Source organism: Pantoea sp. S61 (assembly GCF_016625145.1).
Classification (GTDB): domain Bacteria; phylum Pseudomonadota; class Gammaproteobacteria; order Enterobacterales; family Enterobacteriaceae; genus Pantoea; species Pantoea rwandensis_B.
The window spans coordinates 401,869-421,344 of sequence record NZ_JACVUO010000001.1 but is presented as its reverse complement, the minus strand read 5'-3'; the positions used below and the strand labels follow the sequence as shown (position 1 = coordinate 421,344).

Below are 19,476 nucleotides of genomic sequence, written 5' to 3'. Positions count from 1 at the left end.
CGAACGGTATAAAAAAGCGGAGATAAGAATTTCCAGTTACTGCAATAACCTGTCCTGGCTATATGAACAGGCAAGTTGATTAGCTAGGTTTAAGCAGAGAAATATCGTGAAGATGATTTTTGAATTTTTTGGCGTTTATCGCTGCGCTTATTTATTCACAGGTAAGCCGTTATTTCTGCCTTTACTGAACTTTAAAACAATCCATACGGTCATGATCTATTCTTAAATGACTATATCAGTGAGGTTATTCATGAAACACCATAATTTGAATGAGCAACGCAAGAAAGAAGGGGATGTTCATAAGGGGCTTCCTGAAGCGGCGCCAGACGCGGGCAATGCTCATGAGGAAGATGATCACCCTGCCAAAGACAACCCAAATCAACACGGTGAAATTCCGCGTACGCGGGATGACAGCAAAGACCATAAGCGGAATCCCTTCAATGATAAGTAGCGCCCGAGAAAAAAATGCTGCTCAGTTTTCAACTCAGGAGGTGAATGATGAATCTGACAAAACTGGCGAAATATCTGGACCTCACGCAGGAAGAGTTACTGCAGATGGGACTCGGTGCAGACGACATCCATCAGGAAGAAAGTCATTCTGATAACGTCAAGCCGTCGTATTACTTTAACGTGCCTGACGTGACGCCAGACCGCATTCTAGGCAAGAAAGGCTGGTCGCTGGGGCAGCGGGTACAAGTTGACGCCAGCATAATCAATGATGAGTAATAGTTCGAATTTAAACAATTTTTTTCATTCTCAACGGCAGAAACGCACTTCAGTATTCGTTCTGACATTCACGACCGTGCCTGAAGGGGCCTTTTTTTGTGCCAGATGTTACCGTCTGCGCATGCGCGTCCCAACGAGCGCCTTTCAAACAGTGAGCCTGACAACAGCCGCTATCAATGGCGATGTCTTCGGGCGTCATTTCTGTGTAAAAAGTCTCAATCACCTAAATGGATTTCATGTTGGAAAGTAAACCGCGCAGTGATGTGTGATCAGATTATACGGCCCGACAGACGTGCCGGACACATATTACGACTGCGGCTGACCGACGGGCCCCTGACCTTGTGGGCCTCCCGGCACGGACTGCTGACTTGGTGCGTGAGGGCGACCGTCAGGCCCGACTGACGGGTCTGAGTGCTGGCAACCTGCTAATGTGACCAGGCTCGCAATGATGAACATTCCACCTAAAAAACGCTTCATAAACATCCTTTCAAAAAGTCAGGCAACCCAGCGTTGCAGAGTAAGCCTGGCCACGACTGTCAGCTTTTGAAAGCGAGACGGGACAACTAAATCTCTTTTAATGCCAGTATGTTCATGATTTTTACTGCCCAGTCGTCATAACCGTTATCGTCTCATCGACATCGGTGACAGTTTCGTTCACGCAAAATCTTTTTACTGTGAAGGATTTTACTCTGCAGTTATCCGCTGCTGCATTTCACGCTGATGCTTGTGAAAGTCCTCGCCACATTCCGCTGAGCAGAAGGCGGTGTTAGCCACTATCGGCTCATCAGTGCACCAGATGCAGTTACCATTTCGGCTCACTAAGCGTGGCTTTCGGGCAGACAGAGAGGCCGTCAGATGGGCTTCTTCACGTTCCTGGGCCAGGTCAACATCATCCATAAATCCTAATCCTTGTAGTCGTTTAATTGTTTATTGAGAACTCGTGCGGCTCAGTTATGTTATGTCATTAAGTACACAACCCCTCAGCATAGTTCATTTGTACAGGACAGGAGCGTAAGGCTGGATGATTAAGATATTCTCTGTTTTCTCGTACTATGCAATTGAAATGATGAAAGCCATTGTCATCTAAAGTTTTGAGCACCAATGGCGCCACCCTCGATTTCCCTCTTTTACCAGCCTCTTCCACTACAAAACCGAATCCGCGCTTAAATTGCTTTAACTATCAACCTTCTCACAAAACACCCAAACGTAATGGCTTGAACAGACTGTTCAACTCAATAATACTGTGCGTACATACAGTATTATTAGGAGGTATAAAATGCCACGCGACTACGAAATTCTGATGGCCTTCAGGCAGGCGGTAAAACGTGATGCCGCCGGCCGTTACACCATCAGCACCATTGACTTCGTCAGAGAACTTGAACGGCTTAACTGGCACTACACATTACGCGCCGCTAACAAGTGGATCGAGATGCATACGACAACGTTCCGGGACATCTCTACAGCTGAGGGGGAGCAGCGCATGTTTCAGGTCTTTAATCCTAACGGAAGAAACTGAGCAACATGTGCAACGCTCACTTGGGTACTACAACTGGCAGGCAATTGAGCATGAATTCATCATTGGGACTAAATTGTGAGCAGCGGAACATTAATTCCCCTATCTTGCTGAAATAAATGAAAAATCCAGATCAATATAACTAATAAATTAAAAACTGTGATTTTAATCACAAAAAAAAGAAATTTGTTAATTTTGTACAACTTATGTCGATTTTGTACAACTTTAAAAAATTCTCTTTTAAAAGCAACTGACTATAAGCGTGACGGGTAACTTACTGTTTTATATGTGAATTAAGCGAAACGGTAAACATGCATTTTAAATGTGGTTTTATGGAAAATTTCAGCCATATTATTTCTCGTTGGAAACGTTAGCACGCTTAATATTCGACTGATTTATAGGGGGGAGACATGCCGTCAAGAAGAGGTGGAGCCGGTAATTTTGCTGAGGATGCAGATCGCGCCCGTGAAGCGGGACGCAAGGGCGGAAGCGCAAGCGGTGGTAATTTTAAAAATTGTCCTGATCGCGCTGTTGAAGCAGGGCGCAAAGGAGGGCAAATCAGTCGCAGGCGCAAGCCGGAAAAGGTGGAAAGCTAGTCAGGTACAAGGGGGGCCGGTTCAGGTTTTACCGGCCCCACCTGAAACCAGGCGTCAGAGCTTTCCATATTAAAGACAGACATTGTTGTACCAACCTTTTATTTTCTGATGTATTTCAGCCAAATGTTCACCATGAACATCTGGCTGATTAGGGTGTAAGGTCCACAGTGTCCCGGTAGAAGCTGACCTATTGGTGCATAAAGTCGTGACAGGAGAGGGCGTGCATGCAGAAGCACCGAATTCGTCATAAGCCTGATTTCGAAAACCTCAAATATCGATTCATGTGGCTGACTGCCACGCCAAAACAGACTTTGTGGACTAAAAAGAGTCCTGGATTAAGAATCTCATGCAACAATGACGTATAGAGCCTCTCACTAAGAATTATCTTAATCAGTAAATTCATTTCTTCTTGTACAGGCTATAAAAATCTGTACACATATCAAACTGTGCTCCTTGCTTTTAAAAGACAAAAAAACTGAAGATTTGAAAAATGGCAATTTCTCTCTCTTTTTTCATCTCTTAACCACCTGGTTGCGCAGTGGCTAAATTTACCATTTTGTACAAAGATTACCCCCGACAAGGCCATTACTTTCTCATGCTACGAGGGTGTATATATGACAAATCGTCGAGGTGGTTCAGGCAATTTTGCTGTGGATCCGGAACGAGCGAGCGAAGCCGGGCGAAAGGGCGGCGCAATGAGTGGCGGTAACTTCCGCAATAACCCAGAGAGGGCAGTAGAAGCGGGACGCAAGGGCGGCAAGGCGGGTCGCGGGAAGAAAACGAATGACGGAAATACCTGACGTTTAAGCGGCACAGTTAACACTTATACTGTTTGAAACATCGATTTAGTATCTTTCATTGTTCCTGTCGCGCATGCTGACATCTCCTCCCGGGCGACAGGCCCGGGTCATTTACCCCAAAAAGGGGTTCTTATGTCATCTCATCTTTTCAACATGCCTTGCGTAAGGTTCAGTACTCACATGTGCGTCTTTCACTATTCATACTGGCTGTATTTTGCTTAAAACATCCAGTGTGTCTGCTTTACAGCGTGTATGGGCGCACAAATGAATCACACCTTTTAATTTGCAATGACGTGGAGACTGACTCCGCGGGGAGTGTAGAAATGGAGCAGGGTTTCTATTGGGTACAGCAGGACGATACGCAACCAGAAGTCTGGTATTTCGCCGATGGTGAAGGTGGAGGGTGGTTCAAACCGAGTCAAAGTCTGCCAGTCCATCCCAGTGATTTTGTCGCCCAGGGATATAAAGTGATAAGCGAGCGCTTGTCTCCCCCTGAAGGTTAACATCGCCTGTCGACAAGCCAAAAAAAAGCCGGTGTCATCCATCCGATGACACCGGCGGGCCACAGGGCCATTTTCCCAACGCGGAGAAATGCCGGATAATACAAAGCCCCGTCCAAAACAGTCAGTAGGACTTTTTACTGCCTGCTTCTGCTCCGGTAATCGGGTCAGTTAACGGATCCGACGCCGTTCTTTTTGCCATAGCATCCACGGCTTTTTGCTGCTTAGCAGGAAGGTCGACTTTGGCCAGTCCATCCCCTCCATCGACCGCAGGTTGTGGATCTGCGATATAGTTGAAGTTCTCATCCGAGTTCCAGCTCCCCCGCATGTCTTCACCTTCAGACATGCTGTAGTAGTTATGTGCATATTGCTCAATCGGTGGAAGCTTACCCGGTGGGAAGTTATCCTGAATGGCATACAGCGCTTTCTCGAAGGAGAGCTGGTGGGCTGCTTCACGGGTCATTAAGAAACCCAGTGCATCCTTGACTCCTGCATCATCAGTGACATTAATGAGGCGCTCGTAGATGATTTTTGCACGCGCTTCGGCTGCCACGTTTGATCGGAGATCTGCAGTGACTTCGCCGATGGTATCAACGTATGCTGCCGTCCAGGGCACGCCACCCGAATTGGTCAGCGCCGGGCCTCCGCCATAAAGGATCGAGGTCAGGTGGCTATCATTGCCGGCGCCTGTAATGGTACGGTAAAGGTCGCCTTCCTTTTCAGTTCCCTCTGCCAGTTGGCCCTTGGCACCTTTATTCAGCATTCCGACCAGGGACCCGATAATTTCCAGGTGACTCAGCTCTTCCGTCGCAATATCCATCAGCATATCGCGGCGGCCTAAGTCGTCATCCGAGAGTCCCTGAGTAAAGTAGCGCATTGCAGCCGCCAGTTCACCCTGAGGGCCACCAAACTGTTCGAGTAAAAGGTTAGCCAGTCCCGGATTCGGCTCACTGACGCGCACCGTGTATTGCAGCTGTTTGACATGTCTGAACATCACTCACCTCTGAAGTTTTCGACGGGAGAATACTCAGCGCTTAGCCTGAGAGTCAGGATCTTCACTGAGTACGAGGAACTGATCGGTCAGTTCTGGCAGATGGCTTATCATCCAGTCCGACATCGCCAGTTCCTGTTCGCAGATTTGTTTAAGCACAGGGACGCTTTCTAAATCACCTGCACGCGTGGCAGCGCTGATAAGGCTGGTGTAACTCGCCACTTCGGCATTCTCAAAGACGTAGCCAGCAATGGCCCCTTTGATGACTTCGTCCTCAGCGAAGATACCGCCAAAGGCCTGGCCCATCGCGGCCATTTTTCCCATGACATCTTTCACGCTGGAGTGTGAGATGTCATGGCGATCCAGGATGGTTTCCAGCAGCGTTTGCTGCTGGCGCGTTTCTTCGATGTGCTGCTCAATACGGGCCTGAAGCTGAGGGTAATTCTCAAGCCGCTTAGCCATCTGCTCCAGCATGGTTTCGGCCTGTTTTTCCATGGCATGCGCATCGCGTAGCCAGTCGTGATAATGAGAAAGTGCAGAGGTATTAGACATGCGTCCCTCCTGAGGGATCGGGTTATTGCTTCTCGGCAATCGAAGTGAGTTTCTTATCTGTCGATTTTTCTTCTTCCAGCGTGGCCGCCAGCAGGTTTGCGGCTTCACCGAGTTGCAGTTTGATAGCTAGCGCAATGAGCGTGCCGTAAGTGGCAATTTCGTAATGCTCGACTTTTTGTGCTGCCCCGATCAATCCTGCGTCACGAACCGGTCCGGCTTCGGTCGCCTCAATCAGTTCCTGCGCTTCTTCTACCAGCCCCTCCAGGGCATGGCACTTCATACGGAGGAGACGAAGCTCATCATGAGCATCGATCACCTGGTCAAGGCGTTCAATCTGTCCCTGAGTTTCATCGAGATGTTGCTGAAACGCCGCTTTTAATTTTTCATCCGTAGCAGTACGAATTAACTTAGGGAGGGCACGCGTAATCTGTTTTTCCGCGCTGTAAACATCAGAAAGGTCGTGAATAAAGAGATCTAATAACGTTTTAACTTTCATAGGGATTCTCCGGAGATAAGGATTAAATAAGATTTGATAAGAGAGTTCATTATAAAATAATCAGTCATAAGTAGGTTTAACGGAGCGTTCCCTGCTCCTGCTGGCTGTCCTTAGAAGAGGTGTCAGGAGCCGAGATGACTGTTCTGACCGCCTTTATTACCAGCTTCGGAAGCTTTTTCGCGGTCATTTTTGAAATTACCTCCGCTGTTCTGACCGCCTTTTTTCCCTGCCTCTGAGGCTTTCTGTTTGTCTTCCGCGAAATTACCTGATCCGCCACGATGTTCAGTCATAATATATCCTCTTTATGAAACGAAGTTACATGGGCATTCAATGCACCATGTGCGTGGTACCCTTTAAGGTTAAATGGAGGGTTAAATAACGCAAGCGTGACGATTAATGTTTATTCGTTGCGCTTTAATAAATTGATGTGGTATTTATTGTTGCATTCGTTTCGCTTTGATTTATTAATCCGTTAGAGTGAAAGGAGAATTATCGCCTTTCATGCATGTGAGAGAGTAAAATAAAAAGGACCTGGAGGTTTTAAATTTTTTTGTGTCAGTAGACAGCGCCAGGGAGTAATGAACCAGGTGGGGTCAGCCCTCCAGTATCCGCTTTAACTCCGTCAGACAGTAATGAGTGGCTTTGTGCATCACTTCTTCGCTTTCACCTGAAAACCACTGTCGGCTGGTATGAACACACCCTTCAGGAAGGCACCATGCGAACCAGACCGTGCCTGCAGGCGTACCGTCTTCTCCTCCCTCAGGCCCGGCATAACCGCTGGTGGCAATGCCTATCGCATCACCAGAAAGTGATTTTGCGCCACAGGCCATTTCGCAGACAGCAGCCTCACTGACGGCCGTATATCGTTCTAGTGTTTCCATACTGACGTTCAATACGCGGTGTTTGGCAAGATTGGTGTAAGTGATAAATCCGCTGCTGTAAAAAAGACTACTTTTACTGACCGCCGCCAGCGCCGTACCTACCCAACCTGAAGTACATGATTCAGCCGTTGTTATGGTCAATTTTTTTTCAATCAGTAAGTGCCCTAATTCAGTGGCGACTGCAATCAAATCATCATTCATTGGTTTCTTCCTGTATATCATTAAAAATTTAAAGTCTCACAGTAAAGGGTGGCAAGCACGCCGTAAGAGTGTCGTGCAACCCGTAAGTAAATGGAACCTCAGTCAAAAGGGGGGGCTAAAACTCATAGCATGACAAGTATAGGAAATGATGAATGATCTGCATTGGCGATAAGGTTGAGCGGAAATAATTTTATACCCTGCATTTGTTCGTCAATGTGAAAAGTTATGAAGGGGATGTAATCCGACTAGCCGTTAGGCTAATTGCTGATGAGTGGGGGAGCGTCACATTTGTTGATTTTCATAACGAGAAGTTGGGCATTTAAATTCTCTCCGCATTTCACATGGATAGTGGCACAGCGAAACGCGAAAGTTCGATTTAATGTATGCGGTCTCTTCATTCTAATTCTTCAAATAGTGTAGGTTTATTATCAACACACTACACTCAGTAATCTTTACCGTGATTGGGGACTAACAATGTTTGGACTTGATGCCTTTCATCTGGCACGTATTCAGTTTGCGTTTACGGTATCGTTCCACATTATTTTCCCGGCGATAACCATTGGCCTGGCGAGTTTCCTCGCTGTGCTTGAGGGGATGTGGCTCAGAACACGTAACGAAACCTACCGCGATCTCTACCATTTCTGGTCCAAAGTGTTTGCTGTCAATTTTGGTATGGGCGTGGTGTCAGGGCTGGTTATGGCCTATCAGTTCGGCACTAACTGGAGCGGTTTTTCACAGTTTGCGGGCAGTATTACCGGCCCCCTGCTGGCTTATGAGGTTCTGACGGCTTTCTTTCTGGAGGCTGGATTTCTCGGGGTGATGTTATTTGGCTGGAATCGGGTAGGGCCTGGGTTACATTTATTCGCGACATGTATGGTGGCGCTCGGCACGCTTATCTCAACATTCTGGATCCTGGCCTCAAACAGCTGGATGCATACTCCGCAGGGTTACCTGATAGAAAATGGCATTGTGGTACCTCAGGACTGGTTCAAAATCATCTTTAACCCTTCATTCCCCTATCGCTTATTTCATATGTCTATCGCGGCATTTCTTGCCAGTGCATTCTTTGTCGGGGCTTCTGGCGCATGGCATCTGTTGCGAGGGAATGATATCCCGGCGATCCGGAAAATGTTCTCAATGGCGTTGTGGATGGCACTGCTGGTAGCCCCCATCCAGGCCATGGTGGGGGACGCGCATGGCCTCAATACGCTTGAGCATCAACCCGCGAAAATTGCCGCCATTGAGGGCCACTGGGAAAATCCGCCGGGTCAGGCTACGCCGCTGGTGTTATTTGGCATCCCGGACATGCAGGAAGAACGAACAAAGTATGCGCTTGAAGTGCCTTACCTTGGCAGCCTCATTCTCACGCATTCACTGACGAAGCAGGTGCCGGCGTTAAAAAGTTTTCCTAAAGAGAACCGACCTAATTCCCTCATTATTTTCTGGTCGTTCAGAGTGATGGTCGCCATGGGACTTTTAATGATCACCCTTGGAGTGATCAGCCTCTGGCTACGTTATAAAAAGCGTCTTTATACCTCTCGCCCCTTCCTGTGGTTTGCGCTTCTGATGGGTCCATCAGGGCTTGTCGCCATACTGGCCGGATGGTTCACCACTGAAGTCGGGCGGCAACCCTGGGTCGTTTATGGCGTTCAGCGGACTATTGATGCGGTATCAGCGCACGGTGAACTGCAGATGAGCCTCAGCCTGATGGCCTTTATTCTTGTCTATTCCTCGGTCTTTGGTGTGGGGTACCTCTACATGATGCGTCTCATCAAGAAAGGGCCGCAAACCGGCGAAGGTAAAACTGTCAGGCAGGGAGGGCCGGGGCAGGATAAAACGCCAGCGCGCCCCCTGTCTGCTGCGCATGAAAGTTTAGAAGAACCACAGGAGCACAAGTCATGATTGACTTCTCAGTGATCTGGTTTGCCATCATTGTTTTTGCCACCCTGATGTACATCGTCATGGATGGTTTTGATCTGGGGATTGGCATACTGTTTCCCTTTATCAAAAGCACCCAGGAGCGCGATGTCATGATGAACACCGTCGCGCCCGTCTGGGATGGAAATGAGACCTGGCTGGTATTAGGAGGAGCCGGACTCTATGGCGCGTTCCCGCTTGCCTATGCGGTCATCGCGGATGCACTGGCTATCCCTCTGACGCTCATGCTGATCGGGCTGATATTCCGTGGTGTGGCCTTTGAATTCCGCTTTAAAGCCACAGAAGCGCACCGTGGATTCTGGGACAAATCTTTTATCGGGGGTTCGTTACTGGCAACCTTTAGTCAGGGCGTTGCTGTAGGCGCCATGCTGAATGGGTTTCCGGTAAAAGATCGTACCTTTGCCGGTTCCGCAATGGACTGGCTGACGCCGTTTACCCTGTTTTGCGGACTGGGTCTGGTTATTGCCTATGCATTGCTTGGCTGTACATGGTTAATCATGAAAACCGAGCATGGCCTGCATAAGAAGATGTCATCGCTCACCACACCGCTGCTGTGCCTGCTTCTGGTTGTAGTCGGGGCCATCAGCCTGTGGACGCCTTACGCGCATGACGCTATCGCGCACCGCTGGTTCAGCGTGCCCAATATTTTCTGGTTCCTGCCTGTACCGGTGCTGGTTCTGGCCTGTGCATGGGGGATCATGCGCGCCGTTAAGCGTGAAGCGCACTATTCCCCCTTCCTTTTAACGCTCGGTTTAATCTTTTTAGGGTTTTCAGGGCTGGGCATCAGCATCTGGCCAAACATCATTCCTCCTTCCATAACCATCTGGGCGGCTGCTTCACCCCCACAGAGCCAGGCATTTATGCTGGTGGGCAGCTTACTGATCATCCCTGTAATCCTCGGATATACCCTCTGGAGTTATTACGTTTTTCGCGGAAAAACACGTATTGGCGAGGGGTACCATTAAATGCTGTCACGTCAAAAGAACAAACAGCCCACCCACGGTGTTCAGTCAGGGTGGAAACGGCTGTTTTGGCTGATTGTCATCTATTCAGCCAGCGTGCTTGCGCTGGGGATTGTTGCCTCTCTGTTCAGGCTCTTGATGAACGCTGCGGGCATGCGATCAGACTGATTATCAAAAAGCTGACTGTTATTGGATATCCTGCGAGGTGAGAGGATGAAAAGGACAGAGTCAGAAAGCCGGGATTATCCTGTCAAAGAGGATATGACGTGGCAGCGCCGGGAAATCTGCATACAACGCGTTGGCCAGTACATGTTATTAGCCATTGTTATCGCAGGGGCGTGCGGATTATTTTCGAAGGGGTTTCTGAGCAACGGGGAGGCAAAGTCTCCCGATGGTGCGGTACAGGTCAGATACGAACGGTTCGGCCGGGTGCAGAGCAATATGAACATGAGCATTCAGGTCCCGGCGCAGGCGGGCGATAGGTTCACCGTCACTATAGGAAACGGGGCGCTTGACTCACTGGAAATTCAGACGCTTCAGCCTCAGCCCATTGAGGCGGTGGCACGTGCTAATGATTTACAACTTACCTTTCTGACTCACAACGTGAAATCAGGCCATACCATCTGGATTGGTATGCAACCACAGGAAATGGGTGCCATATCCATGAGCGTAGGCGTAACGGATTCTCCACCTGCACGCTTTTCACTTTGGGTTTATCCCTGAGGGAGACGACGATGGAAACTGTATTACGCGCGGCAGGTATTTATCTGCTTCTGATGGTGGTGTTTAAGATTGCCGGCAGACGAGCATTGCTGCAGATGACGTCCTTCGATCTGATCCTGTTGCTGATCATCAGCGAGGCAACCCAGCAGGCATTACTGGGCGATGACTTTTCCGTTACCGGGGCGGGGCTGACGATTATTACGCTGATTTCCATCGACGTGGTACTCGGCAAGCTGAAAACACGTTTTCCGGTTGTGGAGCAACTGGCAGAGGGCGGGCCCGTTATTCTGGTCGAGCATGGTAAAGAACTCCCGACCCGGATGAAAATGACAGGAATAAATCATGAAGACATAATGGAAGCTGCGCGCTCCTCGCAGGGGCTTGAAAGGCTGGAACAGATAAGATTTGCAGTGCTTGAAGTTAATGGTCACATTTCCATTATTCCGGAAAGTCATTAAACGAGAAAATTAGTCTGGCTTCGCAGCCCACAAGAGTAACAGTAAGTTTGATCTGATCAGCGAAAGGACTCCTCCTGTCGGGAATTCAGGAAAAAAAGCCCGCACCAGGCGGGCAAAAAGCAGTGGCTAAGGAATGTCTCTCTCGTAAAAAAACGCATCCTGTATGCTGTGCTGCCAGTAATGACTGGCTCACATACCTTAGACTAATTCTGATTAAGTGGTAGGATGTGTTAGATAAACCTGTTTAATTCCAGAAATTTCCTATAAGTCATTTAAATAACTGGATATCAATGCAATTTTAAGGCACTTAACCGAAGCGGGTATGATTGAACCGGAATTTTATCGGGGAGAAAATTTCATCAGGTTCGCGCGCAATTTATTTTATCGTACCCCAATTCCAACTCCGGTCAGCCATACTCAACTTCCTGTACCTCCCGGCCAAATTTTCTTTCTTACCAACGCTGTCTTAAAAGTCGTATCGACGACTTGATCGATCGTACTGTTTGCGGTTGCTGTTTATATATACAGTGATTATCGGGTTTTTCAAACTTGGGGAAATCCGCGCTGTGCTAGAGCTACCGCTCTTCATTGCTCGCGTGCCCTATGGCTTCCCGTCATCGCCGCAGGACTATGTTGAACTGTGGCTGGACCTTATCGGAACTGCAGTTGTAGAGCTCACCGCAAAGGGCCAGAGCATAACGAAGGGGAATATACTGTATGAGCTTGAAAGAATAGCTGCCTCTTCCAGTGATATTCAGGTGAAAACTCACGCACTGGATGCAGCAAAACTGCTCAGGAAGCATAATCATGTGAAAATGGATTAATTGAAAACTGATGACCGAATGATTAACCCCTGCCTGTTGATCAGGCAGAGGCGCGGGATTTTCTGTTAAGGCTCATCAATTCTTGTGACTTTCAGGTAAGTTGCCTGGCCCTTTCCGTGAACCTTGGCACTGACGCGGACTTTATCTTCAGCACTGTAAGTTTTGCCTTTAAAAGTTGCTGGAGACGCATCGATATATACAGTGCCTGTGCTGTCACGGAACTGATAGGTATCGTCCTCGATTCTTTTAACAATATAACCTTCAAGCGTGGCGTAGCCTCCTGGACGGAAATCTTTGATGAGCTTCACGGGCGTTTCTGCTGTGTCCTCCGATCCTTTGTAGCCTGCATCTTCTTTATGCTGTGGAGGGGGAGTTTTACCCGCCTCGAAGCCGCCAGTTTCAGCATAGGCCCCAAAGCTTAAAGGCAACATCATCGCAACCCAGGCAATTTTATTCATCTCACTCTCCTTTGTATTTCAGATGCTTTAAAGCATGGCACATCATAACGAAAATGTTCGGGTTAATAATGAAATTGATTAGCGATAATTTAAAGCGAAACGTAATAATGTGCCAATTCAAATTTATAGGTTGTGCAGGAACTGAGTTAAACTGACGCCCAACATTCTATTGGATGCTTTGATTTAACAGAATGATTTGGATGGAAAATTCAGTAAGATAGGGTTTATCAGGGTTGCTTTGTGTATTTTCAAGGCTCAATATCTCACCATGAAAATAAAAATTAAACAAACGTGGTTTTGAAATGCAACTATACTTGGGTTGAGATCTAAAATTCCGGATGCTTTTATTCTTTTTTCACTGACTGAACCTGTAATGGTAAAGATGATGAGTTGAAAAATTTTAACTTTAAAAAAAGGGCAATATGACAATGCTGAATTATCAGTTTTACACGATAAGCGCACCGGGAAATGATGGGCGCTGTACTCTCCATCGTGGAGATTGCTTAAAATTACCGTTAAGAGAAGAAAGACTGTTTCTGGGTTCATTTACTTCGGCACAAGCCGCATCTCAATATGTCAGAACTCAACATCTTTCCTGGCACCTGGCTGAATGTGTATTTTGTCTGAGTAAAGATATTGTCCCTGAAAATCTATCAGCGCAAAGCTAAATGTATGGACTCCTTCTCTGACAGACTCAGTGTATAACACCGAGTCTGCTCGATTATCAAACCATCGCTATCAGAAGGTGTCCCCGCATTAAATTCTATTCGATCAGTTTAACTTATACCGCCTGAGGTTTAAGCGATAGTCCCGCCAGGTAGCCACAGCCAGACTGGTTTGTTCCCTTAAGTGGACCCGGAATACGATCACCCCGTGTTTCAGACGAGAAAATAAGGTGCGAAGAGGTGTTTCCTCTTTAGCATTGTTCAACGACGGATTTCAGACGCATGGATACCGCCGCCAGTTCCAGAGACAAGGGGAGTGCAAGCTTATGCCTGGATTTTCCCTGCGTGATGTAAAGCCTGTCATCTCTGATATCCTTGAACTGCATGCCGGAACTTGTGGTGACGCAATGCTTGAAAGGATGGTCTGTGGCTTTTGGAAAGGCTGTCTTTCCTCAAGATCAAAAAAGAAAAACCGCCTCAGTGGGCGGCTTCAATGGATTTTCTGGCTTCATAGGCTCTTCGTTTCTCGACCATTCCGATGTAAAACTCATACAGTTGAGTGCGCATGCTTTGCTTCATCTCATCTGGTAATGATTGCTGGAGGCTCATCCACTCATCAAGTTCCGGCGTGCATTGCACATAGGCATCATCCACAACCTTTTTGGCCGGTATCTTTGATGAAATGAATGGCAGGGTATGGTCGTTAAGGCACCGGACCTCAGGGGTTTCGAACGAACGGGCGTCGGCTAACACAGAGGACGAGAGTACTACCCCCGTCACAAAAATCCATTTCATATAATATTTCCTGTGAATGTGAGTTGCGGGTGTCTGGAGCGATTAACGTTTCGACTTCATATTTCAGAACGTTAAATTTCGCCCCGGAACTCAGCCCATTCCGCCCAGCAATTCTCCGGGTCAATGTCACGATATCCACGACTTTCAGCCAGTGCCTGTGCAGCATCGCTGTCCACCACGATGGCCGTGGCGTTGTCACGAACGCGGATAACGTCTTCCTCAGTCAGCGGGCTTCCTTGCTCTTGTTCCTTACTGAGTAGCAAGGTAATCAAAGGAGGAATGAAAACAATGGTCATTTATCAATATCCTTCTGATAGACAGGATCGTTGCCTCGGAGATGTAAATATTATGCCGGAATACTGTTTCTGAATGGAGTAGGATTTCGGGTCAGGGTCAGCAGGCTGCGAGCTCTGAGCAAAAAATAATGGCTGAATGTCAAGGTGTTGGTGAGTTAAGCAGGGAAAGCAGAAGGCTCATAACCCGCTGAATTCGGGAGGAAGTTCCTGGTGGTTAGGGTTAAGGTTTTGCTAATGCTGTCCGCAGTAAAATCATGATAACTATCCTGACGAGTTATCTGCCATGCGAACCACCTTACTCAATTACTTTCCGCATGAAGATGCGCCTTTTTTTAAAGGTATGCACATCACAACGGCCTTGCTTGTACTGTCTCAAATCATTAACTCTAACTGGACTCGACGCGAAGCGATGGGAGCTGGCGGTCTGGAATCGGTGATCACCTGGTTTCATATTTTGTCAGGCTTTGTTCTTATCGCGTGCAGCGTCTTTCTGGCAGGATGGATGCTCTCACAACGCGGCTTTGCCTGGTATTTTGCGTGGATGAAACTGGATTTCAGCGGGTTTATGAGAGACCTGAAAATAGTGCGCAATTTCACGCTTCCTGATGCTCAGAGCGGGGGGATTGCTTCAGCCATTCAGGGGCTGGGCGTTATGTCCTTACTGGCTGTATCCCTGACCGGCGGCTTATGGTTTTTACTGAGTAATATGCCTTCGCCCAACGCCTCTCTTGCGCACGATGTGTTGCACTGGCATAAAACGCTCACGACACTGATTGAAATTTATTTCTATGCCCATGGCATCATGGGATTGCTTCATATGCTTCTCAAGATTTATGACTGATCAAAACCTTGAGAAGCGGTCGTTGTTAAATATCAACGGGTCTGGCTGAGAATAATACGGTCGAATATTCGGTCGCCCAGCCAGACGCGCATGCTGATCAGCATTTTCGCAAATCTACCGGCAGCATACCGTGTACGTGGGCGACGACGACTAACTGCACGAGATACCACGTTTGCAATAAGCTCCGGTGAACTGCCTTTGCCTTGCCCGTAGGTATTTTTTATCGACATATCTACCTTGTTCACCAAAGAGCCATAGGGCCCGTTGGCAGAACGTCTGATAATACTGTTTCTTGCGACTTCGCCGAATTCTGTCTCTATTACCCCCGGTTCAATGATGATGATTTTAATCCCGAATCCGGCGACTTCGAGTCTGAGGCAGTCTGACCAGCCTTCCAGAGCATGTTTAGTTGCGTGGTACCAGGCCCCGAGAAGGCTGTAAATCTTTCCGCCCATAGAAGTGACGTTAATAATATGCCCTGAGCGTTTGGCCCTCATGGCCGGGAGCAATAACTGCGTTATGCGTGCGGCACCGAACAGATTGACCTCAAACTGATAACGCCCCTCGTCGATACCCATTTCTTCGACGGGGCCGTAAAGACCAAAACCGGCATTGTTGACAAGAACATCGACACCGCCGGTCTGAGTGAGAATGGTGTTAATGCCAGCAACAATTTCCTCATCGACAGAAATATCCATACGCAGCGGCTGTGCGCCAAGACTGACCAGATCAGACATTTTATCGACATGTCGGGCTGCAACGTAAACCTGATAGCCATCCTGTATTAACTTATGGGCGATGGCCTTGCCCATACCGGACGATGCGCCTGTGACCAACGCGGTTTTCTTTTCCTGGCTAAACATAAGCACCTCACTTAATGAACTGCATCAAGTGTGCCTCAACAGACGCCGCGTCTGTCATGCTCAACGCGCCAGAATGATTGCTTAATGCGCCTTGTGCAGCATGCGGTGATCATCTTCACCTAAATGGATTTCATCCAGTTGTAACGCCCAGTTCGATCAACTGGTTCGAAGGCAGCACAACCACCCCTGCAGTGACGGGCACTTTTAGTGTCAGTGCCCTGGCCACAGCAAGCGCCCGCACGGGCTTATAAGCAGCGGGAAGAATCGGTGACAACAGTTTGGCTAGCGGAATGGAGATTAGTTCGCCCAGCCGAAGTGGCTGGCCTGGTCCGGTGCGGTAATCAAGCAGAAGGGAAGGTCGCGCAATGACCAGTGTGGTTAATGGAAGTGCGGTGAGTGCCTCTTCCAGCTCTCCCTTAACACGGGTATAGAACATCGAGGATTTCGCATTTGCGGCTCCGGCACTAACCAGCCCTATGCGGCTCACACCCGCCAACATAGCTGCCTGTGCAACTGCAAGGTTAGCCTCAAAATCGACAGCGCGAAAAGCCTCTTTGCTGCCTGCGACTTTAATGGTGGTGCCCAAAGCAAGATAGGCTTCATGTGCATGAGGAAGTTGTGGCAGAGAGGTAAAATCAACCAGATGGATCTGCAGCTTTGGATGGCTCACTCTGAGAGGTCTTCGAGTCAAAGCATGAACACACGACACCTCAGGGTCATTGAGCAGCAACTGCAATATGTGGCCACCTACCAGGCCTGATGCACCTGCAAGTAACACAATGCGATTCTTATCTGAATTTTTCATATGGTCTCTTTTAATAAGGATGCATGGCGTTTCTGACGTTTTCAGGCGTTTGGCCAGTCCATGCCATGAATGCACGATAGAATGAATTTGGGTCTTCAAAACCAAGCAGAAAAGCAATTTCGTAACCGGGCAGACGGGTATTCACCAGGTAGTGACGGGCAAGATTTTCGCGGCTGGTATTGATGAGATGGCGGAAAGTCACACCCTCTTCCTCAAGCCTGCGCTGAAGTGTTCGCTTGTTCACGCCCAGGCGTTCAGCCGTTTTCTCAATTGTCGCTTCGTTAGCGGGCAGCAACTCCAGAAGCACAGCACGTACCCGCTCAACGGTGGAAGCTGTGACATCTAACTCACTAAGACGTCGCCTTAGTTCAGGCTCAAAGACTTGCCACATCCCTTGATTCACTGTCAGAAAAGGCCGCAGGGCATCGGTGGCGGAAAAACAAATAGCAGGATATTCACCAAAAGAGATAGCCGTCCCAAAGTAGCGGTCAAATTGACTGGGTTCTGCTCCTGCTGGAAGATGCGATAGCTGTACTTTTGATGCCCTCACAGGTTCACGTGTTGCGATACGTGCAAGCTTAAGTAAAAAGGCAAGTTCTGCTACCTGCAGTGATGGGGCAGTGTCTGTGGCAGACAGCCAAAGAGGTGAAACCGTTAACGTACCCTGATGATCAATGTTGGTTTCAAGCAGCATTGGAGCAATAAGCTGTTTATATTTGGCCAGCCGCTGGACAGCTTGCATCATATTTGAGCTGCATAGTGCCGCAAAAAGCGGCGGATCGAAGACCTCAGCAGAAACCTTTTCAATGAGGTTCAGCGGAAAAGCGAGATGATGACTTTCAGCCTCCAAAGCGCGCCACAAACGAAAGTATTCTTCTGTATTTAGGCCGTGATCGGCTTTTGAAAAAGTATCATCAGGCAGGCGAGCCTTTCGAAGTATGTCTTCAGGCTCAAATCCGACATCTTTGAGCAATGTTTTCCAGCCGATATTGATGGGGAAGGCAAGGTTACGTTGCATTGTCAGATTCCTTGGGTACATGTTTTGATAATAGGCGACATCGTAATCTTTCAAATCGTAATTCTACACGCTAAATGCGCCATAATGCTGGTGAAACACGCCATATTTATGGTCGTGTGCTGAAAGATAAAGTTCAGGCTATGTGATCACTGGCCGTTAAAGATGCTTGCCGTAAGTATATCGGCTTCGATTCGCAGCGAGTTGAGGCAGTTCATTGGGGATGTCGATTAATAATTGATAATCCTGTCTTAGTTCTCAGGGTTAAATAAATGCGTAGAGGGTGAGGCTGAAATATCAATCTGATGGCTATTTTTTCGCAGCGACGGAGTGCCAGGATATAGCTTAACTCTGCTCGATGGCTGAAGGTGTATTTTAAGCGCAATAATTATGATTCGGTTCAGGGAACATTAACTCCTTTCAAAAATGACCTGATTAACTTTAAAATTGGATGTTCGTCTTTCTACCTATTTTGAAAGTAAAATAGTCACAAAAAACACGCAAATTACGACATTTTTGGGATGACACTATGCGTATTGCCATACTCGCCTTAGAAGGCAGCGTTCTTTCCGCAATTGCTGGCCTGGCGGATTTATTCTGGATTAGCAATAAAGCGATTGCTTCTTCTCCTGCTCATGCGTGCAAATTTTCGGCAGCCCCGTTTGAAACACTTATTGTCAGTGCGGACGGCGCACCTGTTCTGGATACGGAAGGCAGGCTAATTCATATTGATAGCTCTTTTCAGGGGGCAGGGAATCTGGATGTTGTCATTGCGCCAGGTATGTTGTTGGGCCCGGATTTACAACCTATAAATATACACAACATTCGTCAGGCAGCCGGATGGGTCAAAGAACTACATGAAAAAAATGTTTGCATCGCGGCTTCTGGCACGGGAGCTGTAGTTTTAGGAGAAGCCGGTTTGCTTGATGACAGGCATTATTCCACCACGTGGTGGGTGAGCCACATGATCAAAGAGCGTTATCCCAGTTCTCAATTGAGCAAGGGGAAAATGGTCGAGGAAGACCGCGGTATTGTAACCTCAGGGGGCTGTTTTTCATGGATATCACTTGCTATGCACCTTATTGAAAAAGGAGCGGGCGCAGAGGTGGCCAATCTGACTTCAGAAATGTCGCTCAATGATAATCATCTTCTTAGACAAAGTTTAAATCATTCAAATGTGGCAGCCAAATCGGACTCAGCATTCATGATTCGAGCGCAGGAAATCATTCGCTTAAAAAATCTATCCATTACCGCAGCGGAACTGGCCGACGCTTTACACACAACAGAAAGAACGCTCCAGAGAAAGCTCAAAACCATATCTCAAGAGACACCGAAGGAGTTTATAACGAGAGTACGCATAGAATCTGCCTGCAATATGCTGGTGAGCACGAATGTTAGCATACGCAAGGTGGCACAGGACTGTGGTTACTCAGAGGATACGGCTTTTCGCAAGGCATTTAACCAGGTAATGGATATGTCACCGATTCAATATCGTCAATGGATGTCTGCGCGGTTGAGTCGCCAATAATAAAAGTGTTTAAAATGAGAACGTCAGTGCGGTGGATCAGGAAATATGA

Annotated in this window: 26 protein-coding genes; 14 read left to right on the top strand and 12 right to left on the bottom strand. The window is 47.8% G+C overall.

Translation table 11 applies throughout. The features are described from left to right. The first annotated feature begins 250 nt into the window (after positions 1–250). Positions 251–451, top strand: a complete 201-nt coding sequence (locus tag IAE30_RS02095; protein ID WP_200537586.1) for a hypothetical protein — start codon at positions 251–253, stop codon at positions 449–451. Positions 452–495: 44 nt separating this feature from the next. Then, positions 496–726: a hypothetical protein gene (locus IAE30_RS02090; RefSeq protein WP_200537587.1), complete on the top strand. Its 231-nt coding sequence runs from the start codon at positions 496–498 to the stop codon at positions 724–726. Positions 727–1,410: 684 nt separating this feature from the next. On the opposite strand, the gene IAE30_RS02085 is transcribed toward IAE30_RS02090, so the two are convergent. After that, positions 1,411–1,623: a DUF2116 family Zn-ribbon domain-containing protein gene (locus IAE30_RS02085; protein WP_045814613.1), complete on the bottom strand. Its 213-nt coding sequence runs from the start codon at positions 1,621–1,623 to the stop codon at positions 1,411–1,413. Positions 1,624–2,002: 379 nt separating this feature from the next. On the opposite strand from IAE30_RS02085, the gene IAE30_RS02080 reads away from it, so the two are divergent. The 4 genes from IAE30_RS02080 to IAE30_RS02065 all read left to right on the top strand — a co-directional run bounded on the left by IAE30_RS02080 (position 2,003) and on the right by IAE30_RS02065 (position 4,138). Beyond that, positions 2,003–2,242 carry a DNA polymerase V gene (locus IAE30_RS02080; protein ID WP_200537588.1) on the top strand — a complete coding sequence of 80 codons (240 nt, stop codon included), beginning with the start codon at positions 2,003–2,005 and terminating at the stop codon, positions 2,240–2,242. Between the two features lie 407 nt (positions 2,243–2,649). Next, positions 2,650–2,835, top strand: a complete 186-nt coding sequence (locus IAE30_RS02075; protein ID WP_200678192.1) for a general stress protein — start codon at positions 2,650–2,652, stop codon at positions 2,833–2,835. A 614-nt stretch (positions 2,836–3,449) separates the two neighbouring features. Further along, a complete protein-coding gene (locus IAE30_RS02070; RefSeq protein WP_200537590.1) occupies positions 3,450–3,635 on the top strand; it encodes a general stress protein in 186 nt (61 codons plus the stop codon). Between the two features lie 323 nt (positions 3,636–3,958). Beyond that, positions 3,959–4,138 (top strand): hypothetical protein, encoded by a 180-nt coding sequence (locus IAE30_RS02065; RefSeq protein ID WP_200537591.1) that lies wholly within the window; start codon positions 3,959–3,961, stop codon positions 4,136–4,138. 121 nt (positions 4,139–4,259) lie between these two features. Here IAE30_RS02065 and IAE30_RS02060 read toward each other — a convergent pair whose 3' ends face one another. The 5 genes from IAE30_RS02060 to IAE30_RS02040 all read right to left on the bottom strand — a co-directional run bounded on the left by IAE30_RS02060 (position 4,260) and on the right by IAE30_RS02040 (position 7,256). After that, entirely contained in the window at positions 4,260–5,129 is an 870-nt protein-coding gene (locus IAE30_RS02060; protein ID WP_200678191.1) for a manganese catalase family protein, read from the bottom strand. Positions 5,130–5,162: 33 nt separating this feature from the next. Continuing rightward, entirely contained in the window at positions 5,163–5,678 is a 516-nt protein-coding gene (locus tag IAE30_RS02055) for a ferritin-like domain-containing protein (protein WP_200678184.1), read from the bottom strand. Between the two features lie 22 nt (positions 5,679–5,700). After that, positions 5,701–6,174 carry a ferritin-like domain-containing protein gene (locus tag IAE30_RS02050; protein ID WP_200678182.1) on the bottom strand — a complete coding sequence of 158 codons (474 nt, stop codon included), beginning with the start codon at positions 6,172–6,174 and terminating at the stop codon, positions 5,701–5,703. Between the two features lie 122 nt (positions 6,175–6,296). Beyond that, a complete protein-coding gene (locus IAE30_RS02045) occupies positions 6,297–6,464 on the bottom strand; it encodes a general stress protein (protein ID WP_200537595.1) in 168 nt (55 codons plus the stop codon). A 303-nt stretch (positions 6,465–6,767) separates the two neighbouring features. Beyond that, entirely contained in the window at positions 6,768–7,256 is a 489-nt protein-coding gene (locus IAE30_RS02040) for a CinA family protein (protein ID WP_200678180.1), read from the bottom strand. A gap of 474 nt (positions 7,257–7,730) precedes the next feature. Here IAE30_RS02040 and IAE30_RS02035 point away from each other — a divergent pair, with 474 nt between their 5' ends. From IAE30_RS02035 to IAE30_RS02010, 6 genes are all read left to right on the top strand, one after another. Continuing rightward, positions 7,731–9,158, top strand: coding sequence for a cytochrome ubiquinol oxidase subunit I (locus tag IAE30_RS02035; RefSeq protein ID WP_200678172.1), 1,428 nt, complete (start codon positions 7,731–7,733; stop codon positions 9,156–9,158). Continuing rightward, entirely contained in the window at positions 9,155–10,159 is a 1,005-nt protein-coding gene (cydB, locus tag IAE30_RS02030; protein WP_200678170.1) for a cytochrome d ubiquinol oxidase subunit II, read from the top strand. The genes IAE30_RS02035 and cydB overlap by 4 nt, the downstream gene beginning before the upstream one ends. Beyond that, a complete protein-coding gene (locus IAE30_RS02025; RefSeq protein ID WP_200537599.1) occupies positions 10,160–10,324 on the top strand; it encodes a DUF2474 domain-containing protein in 165 nt (54 codons plus the stop codon). A gap of 45 nt (positions 10,325–10,369) precedes the next feature. After that, a complete protein-coding gene (locus IAE30_RS02020) occupies positions 10,370–10,879 on the top strand; it encodes a hypothetical protein (protein WP_200678168.1) in 510 nt (169 codons plus the stop codon). A gap of 11 nt (positions 10,880–10,890) precedes the next feature. Then, the gene (locus IAE30_RS02015) at positions 10,891–11,337 is read left to right on the top strand and encodes a DUF421 domain-containing protein (RefSeq protein WP_200537601.1); all 447 of its coding nucleotides are present in this window, start codon (positions 10,891–10,893) and stop codon (positions 11,335–11,337) included. A gap of 566 nt (positions 11,338–11,903) precedes the next feature. Beyond that, entirely contained in the window at positions 11,904–12,161 is a 258-nt protein-coding gene (locus IAE30_RS02010) for a hypothetical protein (RefSeq protein WP_200537602.1), read from the top strand. Positions 12,162–12,226: 65 nt separating this feature from the next. On the opposite strand, the gene IAE30_RS02005 is transcribed toward IAE30_RS02010, so the two are convergent. The 3 genes from IAE30_RS02005 to IAE30_RS01995 form a co-directional block, all read right to left on the bottom strand. After that, positions 12,227–12,619 carry a YgiW/YdeI family stress tolerance OB fold protein gene (locus IAE30_RS02005; RefSeq protein ID WP_200678166.1) on the bottom strand — a complete coding sequence of 131 codons (393 nt, stop codon included), beginning with the start codon at positions 12,617–12,619 and terminating at the stop codon, positions 12,227–12,229. A 1,142-nt stretch (positions 12,620–13,761) separates the two neighbouring features. After that, complete coding sequence (locus tag IAE30_RS02000; RefSeq protein WP_200678158.1) at positions 13,762–14,079, bottom strand: hypothetical protein; 318 nt, start codon at positions 14,077–14,079, stop codon at positions 13,762–13,764. Between the two features lie 71 nt (positions 14,080–14,150). Then, entirely contained in the window at positions 14,151–14,375 is a 225-nt protein-coding gene (locus IAE30_RS01995) for a hypothetical protein (RefSeq protein ID WP_200678156.1), read from the bottom strand. Between the two features lie 283 nt (positions 14,376–14,658). Between IAE30_RS01995 and IAE30_RS01990 the strand changes: the two genes are divergently transcribed. After that, positions 14,659–15,216, top strand: a complete 558-nt coding sequence (locus tag IAE30_RS01990) for a cytochrome b/b6 domain-containing protein (protein WP_200678154.1) — start codon at positions 14,659–14,661, stop codon at positions 15,214–15,216. Positions 15,217–15,248: 32 nt separating this feature from the next. Here the strand turns inward: IAE30_RS01990 and IAE30_RS01985 are convergent, their stop codons facing one another. From IAE30_RS01985 to IAE30_RS01975, 3 genes are all read right to left on the bottom strand, one after another. Continuing rightward, a complete protein-coding gene (locus IAE30_RS01985) occupies positions 15,249–16,079 on the bottom strand; it encodes an oxidoreductase (RefSeq protein WP_200678152.1) in 831 nt (276 codons plus the stop codon). 130 nt (positions 16,080–16,209) lie between these two features. Then, positions 16,210–16,884: an NAD(P)H-binding protein gene (locus IAE30_RS01980; RefSeq protein WP_234472655.1), complete on the bottom strand. Its 675-nt coding sequence runs from the start codon at positions 16,882–16,884 to the stop codon at positions 16,210–16,212. Between the two features lie 10 nt (positions 16,885–16,894). Next, positions 16,895–17,902 (bottom strand): AraC family transcriptional regulator, encoded by a 1,008-nt coding sequence (locus tag IAE30_RS01975; RefSeq protein ID WP_200678150.1) that lies wholly within the window; start codon positions 17,900–17,902, stop codon positions 16,895–16,897. 526 nt (positions 17,903–18,428) lie between these two features. Between IAE30_RS01975 and IAE30_RS01970 the strand changes: the two genes are divergently transcribed. Continuing rightward, positions 18,429–19,427: a GlxA family transcriptional regulator gene (locus tag IAE30_RS01970; RefSeq protein WP_200678142.1), complete on the top strand. Its 999-nt coding sequence runs from the start codon at positions 18,429–18,431 to the stop codon at positions 19,425–19,427. Positions 19,428–19,476 lie beyond the last annotated feature (49 nt).